The sequence below is a fragment of the Candidatus Zixiibacteriota bacterium genome (assembly GCA_021159005.1).
GTDB lineage: Bacteria > Zixibacteria > MSB-5A5 > UBA10806 > 4484-95 > JAGGSN01.
Map to the genome: position 1 here is coordinate 1 of JAGGSN010000092.1, position 10,555 is coordinate 10,555.

Annotated in this window: 7 protein-coding genes and 1 pseudogene; 3 read left to right on the forward strand and 5 right to left on the reverse strand. The window is 41.0% G+C overall.

What is annotated here, in order from left to right:
* The 4 genes from J7K40_06090 to J7K40_06105 form a co-directional block, all read right to left on the reverse strand.
* Positions 1–426 (reverse strand): ABC transporter permease (locus tag J7K40_06090; protein MCD6161967.1); only part of this gene is annotated, 426 nt, incomplete at its 3' end.
* On the reverse strand, positions 401–892 hold the full coding sequence (locus J7K40_06095; GenBank protein MCD6161968.1) for an ABC transporter permease: 492 nt from the start codon (positions 890–892) through the stop codon (positions 401–403). The genes J7K40_06090 and J7K40_06095, both read right to left, overlap by 26 nt.
* A 172-nt stretch (positions 893–1,064) precedes the next feature.
* The gene (locus tag J7K40_06100; protein MCD6161969.1) at positions 1,065–2,882 is read right to left on the reverse strand and encodes a PAS domain S-box protein; all 1,818 of its coding nucleotides are present in this window, start codon (positions 2,880–2,882) and stop codon (positions 1,065–1,067) included.
* 161 nt (positions 2,883–3,043) lie between these two features.
* The gene (locus J7K40_06105) at positions 3,044–3,838 is read right to left on the reverse strand and encodes a prepilin peptidase (protein MCD6161970.1); all 795 of its coding nucleotides are present in this window, start codon (positions 3,836–3,838) and stop codon (positions 3,044–3,046) included.
* A 355-nt stretch (positions 3,839–4,193) separates the two neighbouring features.
* On the opposite strand from J7K40_06105, the gene uvrA reads away from it, so the two are divergent.
* The 3 genes and pseudogenes from uvrA to J7K40_06120 all read left to right on the forward strand — a co-directional run bounded on the left by uvrA (position 4,194) and on the right by J7K40_06120 (position 8,956).
* Positions 4,194–7,022 (forward strand): excinuclease ABC subunit UvrA, encoded by a 2,829-nt coding sequence (gene uvrA / locus J7K40_06110; protein MCD6161971.1) that lies wholly within the window; start codon positions 4,194–4,196, stop codon positions 7,020–7,022.
* Positions 7,023–7,113: 91 nt separating this feature from the next.
* Entirely contained in the window at positions 7,114–8,352 is a 1,239-nt protein-coding gene (locus J7K40_06115) for a site-specific DNA-methyltransferase (protein ID MCD6161972.1), read from the forward strand.
* Between the two features lie 13 nt (positions 8,353–8,365).
* A pseudogene (locus J7K40_06120) lies at positions 8,366–8,956 on the forward strand (MjaI family restriction endonuclease).
* Between the two features lie 193 nt (positions 8,957–9,149).
* Here J7K40_06120 and J7K40_06125 read toward each other — a convergent pair.
* Complete coding sequence (locus tag J7K40_06125; GenBank protein ID MCD6161973.1) at positions 9,150–10,022, reverse strand: T9SS type A sorting domain-containing protein; 873 nt, start codon at positions 10,020–10,022, stop codon at positions 9,150–9,152.
* Positions 10,023–10,555 lie beyond the last annotated feature (533 nt).

Genomic DNA, 10,555 nt, shown 5'->3' on the forward strand with positions numbered 1-10,555 from the left:
GTGGGCTTTGTCAACAGTCTGAGGGCGAACACCCCTACGCACTGATGTATATAATGTCTGGTTTATTGCTTCATTGAGCAGCGGAACGCTGACAAGCTGCAAAAATGAGGCGGCAATTAAGCCCATTATGCCGCCGGCGAATGAAATTAAAATCGATTCTATCAGAAAGGCGGCTAAGATATTTCGACGCTTAAATCCCAAGGCGCGCATAGCGGCAATTTCGGTAGTGCGATTGGCTGCAGCGGCATACATTGTTATCATTGCCCCGATTACTGCGCCAAGACTGAAAATAATACTGAGAGCCGCGCCTATTGAATTAATAAAGATTGAGGCGGCATGAGTTTGATCGGCATAATATTTATCTTCTCTTTTAAGTTCGACACTTATTCTGGGGTCAGCTTTAGGCAGGCAAAAATTGCTCAACATCCCCCCATATCTCAGATTCGAATGATGATTCATTGGCTTCAAATAAGCCGACAACTGTCCAGTCTGTATTGCTAAAATTAATCGTCTCACCCAGACCGCATCCCTTTAATTGTTTTGCCGCCTTGACACCGGCTGCAATCTCAGTTTCTCCGGCTTCAAACATGCGTCCCTCAACAAGCTTGAACCCTTTGTGTATATCTGCTGATTTAACGCCAACACCTCTAATCATAACGTTAGCCGGAAGACCATCCTCGCGGCGGATATGGTTAATCATCACTACAGGTTCACCGTCTACCATTCGCTTGCCATCATCACCAAGCGCAATCTCGGGAATAGTTTTTATAATATCAGTCTGTTCCCTTGTAATAAAACTCATCATTTCGATAGAAGATGATTCTCTTAAAACTATGACATTATCGGGACGTCCGGAACTAATAAATATTTTCTTCAGACCATTCGATAACATCAACACGCCGGCAAACACAAAAACTACCAGCCAAGCAAGGCGGGAGTGGGGCACCCCGCGTCAGGATGTCGTTCCTTCCATCCTGACGCATAACCAAATATATTGCAGGGAAATATGATAGATTGGCGTCTTAGTCAAATTATAATTGTAAAAGGAGTTCTCTCGACAATTTTCAAGCAGTTACTGACATAATACTGCTGGCGGCTTTTTCTTTCTCGATTTTATTGCTGTTCTGCTCGATTGTGAGGTCAACCGGCAGGATTATCGTGAAGATTGTGCCTTCTCTTTCTTTGCTTTCGACCTCGATGGTTCCCATATGACCGGTGATTATCTTGCGTACTAAAGACAGGCCAAGACCGGTGCCTTTTTCGCGTGTGGTGAAGAAGGGATTGAATATCTTCGGCAGGTTCTCTTTTGATATTCCCTTGCCGGTGTCGGATATTGATATTATCACCTGTTTAGCATGAGAATTAAAAGTAAGTCCGACATTTAGAATGCCGGAGTCATCCATAGCCTGACAAGCGTTTATCATCAGATTGGACAGGGCGTTTTTTAGAAGTATCGGGTCGGCATTGATAGCAATGTCGCCTGATTGATCATCGACAGAAATACTGATCTGCTTATCCTGATGCAATTCGACCGCCATTTTCAGGCTGTCATATACAAGGTTTCTGATTTCGATTCTGGAGGGCTGAATATTCAGCGGCTTTGCAAAGGTTAAGAATCTGCTTATCATCTCCTCGGTTGCTAATGATTCGGATATAATTGATTGAGCGATAGAGCTTGCTTTATCATCAGGGGGCATTAATTTTTTAAGCAATTTACTGAAACCCAGGATAGCCGCGATTGAATTGCGCAGTTCATGCGCCAATCCGGCAGACATTTCGCCCAGCGCCGCCATTTTTTCGGTGAAATCGGATACTTGCTGAAGCTGCTTGATTTTTGTCAGGTCGGTTAATAGCGCCGCTGCGCCGATTTTATTATTCTCATTATCGGAAATCAGCGATGATGTCAGGCCAATCCAGAGGCTGTCGCCGTTCTCACGAGTGATTTCGAATTCGGTGCGTGAAAATATCTTGTCATTGTTTAAAGCTTCATTTAGAACCATGGCAATATGATGATTTTCCCCAAAGACTTCAGCATAATGTTTGCCCTGAACATAATGCTGAGAGTTGCCGATGATTTTTTCAGCCGCGCGATTAAACCGAGTTATTATCCCTTGATTATCGCAAATAATCGCGCCGGAGGAAATACTGCTAAGGATATGCTCATTATATTGCGCTAATGAATCCGCCCGCTTTTCGGAGATGTCGTACATAGATTGAAGCAGCTTTTCTTTCTGCTTAAGCTCGCGAATAACCTCCTGAAACATCTTAACGGCATACTCGACAGAATCGACATCCTCATAATCCAATTGTGGAAAATCTAAAGCGCTGGCTTCCTTCTTGATTTTTTTGTAAGGATTCATCACAGACCTGATGAACAAATAAGCGATAATTAAACCGATAATTAAACCGGCTATTCTAAATATATTATCAAATACGGCCAAGCGGTTTAGATTATTTCCGACTCTGTTTACGCCGTGTACATTGATATAATAAACAGTCTGTCCGGTTTTGCTTTTAATTACGGCAGATTTCGATATTAGATTTTCCGAGGATTCTGAAATCAGCGCGCTTACAGCCATAAGCCGGCTGCCAAGGCTATCGAGTATTTCAATTTGATTGAGGTCAGTCAAAGTTAGGATTTCATTCAAGTAGGCGGTCTCCGGTAAACTCAGATTATTAACTTCAATAACCTTTTTAACCGATTTCAAGCCGAGTTTTATGCGGGATTTAAAGTTTTCATTTAGAGCCAGGCGAGCTTTACCGAGCGAATAAGCGGAAATGAAATTTAGGGAAAGAAAAAAGCCTATTAAAAGAATAATCGTAATTTTAATTTCGGATTCATAACCGCCGGAGAAAAACCGTTTTTTTTTCAACTTGCTCACATTTGAGATATCGGCAGAATGGTTCAGATGTTGAAGAAATTATCAGAACCGAATAACGAGCAGGCTATCGCACATGGTATATCCAACCGGGTGGCAGTGATATTCGCAACTGTGCCCCGTGTCCGCAGACAGGCGGGCGCCGGTAGGCAGGCTATATTATATTATCGTCCGATGAATTTTAAATAGGCGGCAATAAGCTCATTGCCTCTATAGAATACAATTAAGGCGGCAGTTACCAGATATGGTCCGAATGGTATTGTGTGGGCCGATTCTTTATCTTTAGCCATTATAAGCATAATGCCGCCGATTAAGGCTCCGAAAAATGAGCCGATTACCAATACCAGCAGAATTCCTTGCCAGCCTAAAAAGGCGCCGAGCATAGCCGCCAATTTAATATCGCCGCCGCCCATGCTTTCCTTTTTGAAAATCTTGTCCCCCATCACTGCAACAGCTAAAAACAGAGCACCGCCGACAAACAAACCGATAACAGAATCGAGCCAGCCAAGACGAACTCCCGGCAGGAAACTTGCCGCAACGCCCAGCACTATTCCCGAAAGCGATAATGAATCGGGTATTATTTGAAAATCAACATCGATGAAGAACATGATTAAAAAAACAGTTGATAGGTAAAAGCCGACTAAAAGCATATAGATATTATCACTTACAATATATAAATCATAATAAGCAAAAAGAAAAAGCAGGCCGCATATAAATTCGACCAATGGATAGCGTATGCCTATTACCGCTCCGCAGTAGTCGCATTTGCCGCGTAAAAACAGATAGCTTAGCAGCGGGATATTATGCAGCGGTCTTATTGGCTGTCCGCAGGCAGGGCATTGTGAACGGGGTTTGACAATCGACATCTTGCGCGGAATACGATATATACAAACATTAGCGAAACTGCCGATGCTTAACCCGATGAGAAAAACGAATATTCCTATAATTATATCCAACATAATTTAATTCTACTATCCTTATTAATGCCTGTAAATCTAAATTTAATAATCTAATCAGTACAATGTTATTTAAAATTAAGCTTTTTCCATGTAAAATATATCGACAGAATTACCAAAAGCAGAAGATATTTAGGCAAAAATATTATTGTCCAAATAGTGAAAGGCATTTCCTCTGGCTGCTAAACAGCCGCTTGGCAAACTTAGCTAATTCTCTAATTACCCTTCTCGACCTATTCCTTGCCATTTCATGTAAAATAATTATATTTATTGGTTGGCTAAAATCGGTTGACAGAATATCTACTGTTCATTATAATAGTGAACATATGTAGATATAATGAAATATCAGGTGTTGGGAATGATAAACGACAAAATAATAATCAAAGGCGCCCGCGAACATAACCTGCAAAACATAGATGTTTCAATTCCCCGCAATAAGTTAGTTGTAATAACCGGTCTTTCCGGTTCGGGAAAATCATCGCTGGCATTCGATACGCTTTATGCAGAGGGGCAAAGGCGGTATGTCGAGTCGCTGTCGGCTTATGCTCGTCAGTTTCTTGGCCTTATGGAGAAACCGGATGTCGATTTTATAGAGGGACTATCGCCGGCGATATCAATCGAACAGCGCTCAGCCGCTAAAAACCCGCGCTCTACTGTCGGTACTGTTACGGAAATCTATGATTACCTTCGGTTATTGTATGCCCGTGTCGGTATTCCCTATTGTTATAAATGCAAAGAGCCTATCAGTCAGCAGACAGTCCAGCAAATCGCCGATTCGGTAATAGAATTGCCAACCAACAGCCGGGTGCATATTCTCGGCCCTGTAGTCAGGGGGCGCAAAGGCGAATTTAAAGATGTATTCGACCAAATCAGGCGGGAGGGCTTCGTCCGTTTGCGCGTTGACAGCAAAATATGCGAAATCAATGACGATATCCAGCTTGACAAAAAGAAAAAGCATACCATCGAAGTTGTTGTTGACAGATTAATTATTAAAAACGGCATCCGCAAAAGATTGACTGATTCTCTCGAAACCGCTTTGAAGCTTGGTTCCGGCTTGGTCAATGTGGATGCCATTGGCAAAGGCGAGCGTTTATACTCCGAACGCTATGCCTGTGAAAACTGCGGTATTTCGTATGAGGAACCCACGCCGAGGATGTTTTCGTTTAACTCGCCGTATGGAGCCTGTCCGGCATGTTCGGGGTTGGGCGCAAAAATGGAACTTGATTTGGATTTAATAACGCCGGATCCATCATTGTCAATCAATGAGGGCGCGATTGCTCCCTGGGGTATTCCAAGAGGCGGCTATTATTTTGGTTTAATTGCGGCGGTATCGCGTCATTTTGGATTTTCCCTAAATACGCCATTTAATAAACTGGCTAAGAAATTTCAAAATATCATTCTGCATGGCTCGGGAAAAGAGGAAATTAAATTCAGTTTCGAACACTCTAATGGCCGGGGTCTGTGGGAACATTATAGTGCCTTTGAGGGAGTAATCAACAATCTCAAACGACGGTATCGTCAAACCAAATCAGAGAGTATTCGCGCCTGGATTGAGCAATATATGTCAATTAAACCGTGCGAGGCTTGCGATGGCGCTCGTCTAAAACCGGAGGCTTTATCGGTTATGGTCGGCGGCCATTCAATAGCCCGTGTTGCGGCGATGTCGGTCAAGAAAGCCAAAGAGTTTTTTAATAATCTCAAACTAAACCGCCGTCAATCGACTATTGCCCGTCAAATATTAAAAGAGCTGAGCCAGCGGCTTGGCTTTCTTATGGATGTTGGCCTTGATTACTTAACCATAGACAGGTCGGCGATGACATTGTCGGGCGGCGAGGCGCAAAGAATCAGGCTGGCCACGCAAATCGGCTCCCGTCTGGTAGGCGTGCTGTATATCCTCGATGAACCTTCAATCGGCTTGCATCAGCGCGACAACAAGCGGTTGTTAAATACATTGACAACATTAAGAGAGCTTGGCAACACTGTGCTGGTAGTAGAGCACGACCGCGAAACAATCGAAGCCGCCGATTATGTCATCGACTTGGGACCGGGCGCTGGAATAAAAGGCGGAATAGTTGTAGCCAGCGGCGCGCCGGCAAAAATTAGACGTTCAAAAAAATCTATCACCGGCAAATATCTATCTGGGAAGCTTTCAATTCCGGTGCCTAAACGCCGTCATGGCGGCAATGGCGAGAAAATATCAATTCGAGGAGCAAAGGGCAACAACCTGAAAAACATCCGAGTTGATTTCCCGCTGGGTAAATTTATCTGCGTTACAGGCGTATCGGGTTCGGGCAAATCAACGCTTGTCAATGAAACATTATTTCGGGTAATGGCTCAAAAATTTTATGGTTCGAAAACGCCGCCGCTTGTTTATGACAGCTTGATAGGCCTTGAAAAAATCGATAAGGTTATTGATATCGACCAGTCGCCGATTGGCCGCACGCCGAGGTCGAATCCGGCTACTTATACCGGGTTGTTCACTCACATCCGCGATTTGTTTTCACAGATTCCCGAATCGAAGGTAAGAGGCTATTTGCCGGGACGGTTCTCTTTCAATGTTAAAGGCGGGCGATGCGAGGCTTGCGAGGGCGACGGCATCATTAAAATCGAGATGCATTTCCTGCCGGATGTTTATGTGCCATGCGAGGTCTGCAAAGGTTCGCGCTATAATTGCGATACTCTCGAAATCAAATATAAGGGCAAATCTATTGCCGATGTTTTGGATATGACTGTTGAAGAAGCGCTGGAATTTTTCAAACATATCCCGCCTATTAAACGCAAACTTCAGACGCTTGCCGGCGTGGGGCTTGGCTATATTCATCTCGGCCAGCAGGCGACTACGTTATCGGGAGGAGAGGCTCAGCGGGTGAAGCTTTCCACCGAGCTTTCAAAGATAGCGACAGGCAAAACGCTTTACATTCTCGATGAGCCGACTACCGGCCTGCATTTCGATGATATTAAACAGCTTCTTCAGGTGCTAAATACATTGGTTGACCGGGGCAATACAGTGATTGTTATCGAGCACAACATGGATGTAATCAAGACTGCCGACTGGATTATCGACCTTGGCCCGGAGGGCGGCGATGATGGCGGTCAAGTAGTGGCAATCGGCGCTCCCGAGCAGGTAGCGCAGAACAAAATAAGCTATACCGGTCAGTTCTTGCGCCGTGAGTTGGGGTTGGGTTGATGAGAATAGAATTGACAATAAAATAAATTTACGTTAGTTTGAAATTGCAATGAAGACACATCATAAAATTATCATAAACGATTCGTGAAGCATGGAAGAAATTGCCGATGAATCGATTCATCTTGTGGCTACATCTCCGCCGTATTGGCAGTTAAAAGACTATGGCAATGGCAATCAGATAGGTTTTAATGATTCATACGAAGAATACATTAACAATCTGAATCTTGTCTGGAGTGAATGCTATAGAACGCTTCATAAGGGATGCAGAATATGCATAAATATTGGCGACCAATTCGCGCGTTCTGTTTATTATGGAAGATATAAGATAATTCCTATAAGAACAGAGATAATAAAATTCTGCGAGGCAATCGGCTTTGATTATATGGGGTCAATTATCTGGCAAAAAGTAACTACATGTAATACATCAGGCGGCGCAACTATTATGGGCTCTTATCCCTATCCAAGAAATGGTATAATAAAGCTGGATTATGAGTTCATATTGATATTTAAAAAACACGGCAAACCGACAAAAGTATCACCTGAAATTAAATTGAAATCAAAATTAAGCAAAGACGAATGGAATGAATATTTTGTTGGTCATTGGAATTTCCCGGGTGAAAAACAAGATAAGCATTTAGCAATGTTTCCTATGGAATTACCGGCAAGGCTGATAAAGATGTTCAGTTTCGTTGACGATACGGTTCTTGATCCTTTCTTAGGAAGCGGTACTACATCCTTAGCAGCGAAAAATCTTGGCAGAAATTCAGTTGGGTATGAAATTAATAAAGACTTTTTATCAATTATAAAAAGCAAACTTAATATAGATCAAAATACTATTTTTGAAGATTCTAATTATGAGATTATAGAAAATGGACTGCTAAAAAATGATTTCTCGGATAAGATTTCTCAATTGCCTTATGTTTTTAAAGACCCTGTTTCCTTTGAAAGAAAAATTGACCCCAAGAAACTTCAATTTGGGTCAAAAATCGATAATAATCACTCAGAAAGATGCAAGTATTACTCAGTCAAAGAAATTCAATCGCCAGAAATCTTAATATTAGATAATGGGCTTAAGATAAGATTACTTGGTGTGAAAGAAAAACCAGAACTAAGAGAAAAAGCTGTCAATTTTTTAACCGAGAAAACAAAAGGGCAAAAGGTATTTATAAAATTTGATTCGCAAAAATATGATGATGAAAATAGTTTGTTATGCTATTTATATTTGAAAAATAAAACTTTTATAAATGCTCATATATTGAAACTTGGATATGGAGTTTTGGATACTGAATATCAATTTAAATACAAGACAAAGTTTAAAAAACTTCTCTAGGAAAATACATAAAATGAAAAAGCAGATCAAAATTTCTAACAATGAGATTAAGCAGTTATTAAAAATTGAATCATTCGAATTCCCCAAGTATTCCACTCAAATTTTAAACCTCGCAAATCAAAACGCGCAAGGGACCCGTCCTGCTGTTGTTGGATAAATGAGTGATTTAATCCAAGAGTTTAACGGGCAATCTATCGAGGAATGGGAAAAATGGTATTTGGAAACTCACCCTGATGCAATAGAAAAAGCTGCTGAAAGAATTATAACAATGATTGATAATTTCAAAAAAGTTATCAATCAAATTGATAGAAACATGATTAAAAGCTGGGTTAAGGATTTAGTTATTGTAAAAACATTTATTGGTTTAAAATTCCAAGAAGCAATTCTCAGTAAAACAGCAAATAATTTAAATACTTCTTATAAACTCTCAACACCAGAAGACGAATCAAAAGGAATCGATGGATTTATTGGAAATATACCAGTAAGTATAAAGTCTGAAACTTATAAAATTAAAATGAACCTAAGTGAAAAAATAAATGTAAAATTCATATATTATAAAAAAGTAAAAGATGGGATAAATATCGATATTGATGAACTATTATAATTCTGTTTAAGTACAGTTAGTTTAATAGCTCTCTTAATGGGCGGCATACGTCCCCATAACATTAACTTAATAACCATAGATTAAAACCTAACACCATTAAATATCATTAAAAAAAGGAGCGCAAACAAAATGCGCTCCCTCTGCTGCGAGAAAAAACACCAGATAAATATTTCTGATTTCCTTGAAGGAGGTGTTATTTCAGCATCAGCATCTTTCTGGTTTCAGTAAAATCACCGGCATGAATTCTGTAGAAATACATTCCGGTAGATTTGCCGTCGCCTGTCCAGTTAACCTGATAGTACCCGGCAGGCTGTTCCTCATTGACAAGCACAGCAGCCCTGCGTCCCAAAATATCATAGATTTCAATTGACACTTGAGACATTTTCGGCAAACCATACTTAATCGTAGTAGTCGGGTTAAATGGATTAGGGTAGTTGTTCGCAAGGAAATAATCATCCGGAATAGGAACATCCTCCTCGATAGCTGTTGGCGAATACATCAGACAACAGTAATGCTGATTTAAGCCAAAACCGGCTCCGCCCAGAGTATCGCCGGCATTGGCATCCCCTTGATAAAAATCCAAACCCGGACCGAAAGCATCACAAACAGCTTCCTCGGTTTCCTGAAAATCATCCCGTACATGCACCCTAAATGACATAGCAAGCGTAGGAGATTCCCATCGTCCCCAAGGATGTTCATCCCGGCTGATTCTGGCTAATCCCAGAAATGACAGACTTGTCCAACCTTCCTCGAACTCATCATTGACATTAACAAAATCAGCAACATCCCATTCGGTGAAAGGATAATAAACCCGACATGAGGTATCGGCAAACTGGTCGACATATTCCTTATTAATGCCTAATGGAAACATCATGTCCGCAACACATACAGAAGCGTTTTCCCCGGCAATATAAACAGGTATATCGACCCATTCATCGGGAGGAGTATTCATAACATTATTCCATACTCCGCCGTCAAAATCTCCGCCAACCCAAACGTTCAGGTCTGAGGCTGATACGCTAACAAAAAGAGCTAATGCCAAAATAACCAAAATCTTCTTAATCATAACTCACCTCTTCCTATAGTGGTGATTCATTCCCGACACTATTACCCGGGTTGCACAGCTATAAATACCCGGATATTCAGCGCGGATTTTTTAACCCCTTAATAATAACCTTAAACTATTTCTTCATACACACTCCTTTCATTTATGGTCGATGACTGACCTTGGCAAAATTATAATATACACCTATCAAGCTTATACTATTTTAAAGCATAAAGCTTTCGTTTTGTTCCTGTCATTTTTCCTTTGCAATAATGCTTCGGTTAGGTTCCCTCCTTATTGTACTGATTTATATTTAACATCAAAAACTGTGTTTTTATCCATACGCGGATAAACAATTAACTGCCCCTTATAAATCGAGTACGTTTTGTAATGCAATATTTTATTCTATGCTGAAATATATCGTAATAAATTAAAGAAAGTCAAGAAAATAATTGAGTTAAAGCTTTCCGGCTGCAATATTTAGAAAATGAAAATATAACACTACTGTCCGGCCTTTTGTCCGCCTTAGGCGGATGCTATAATGATGTCATTCC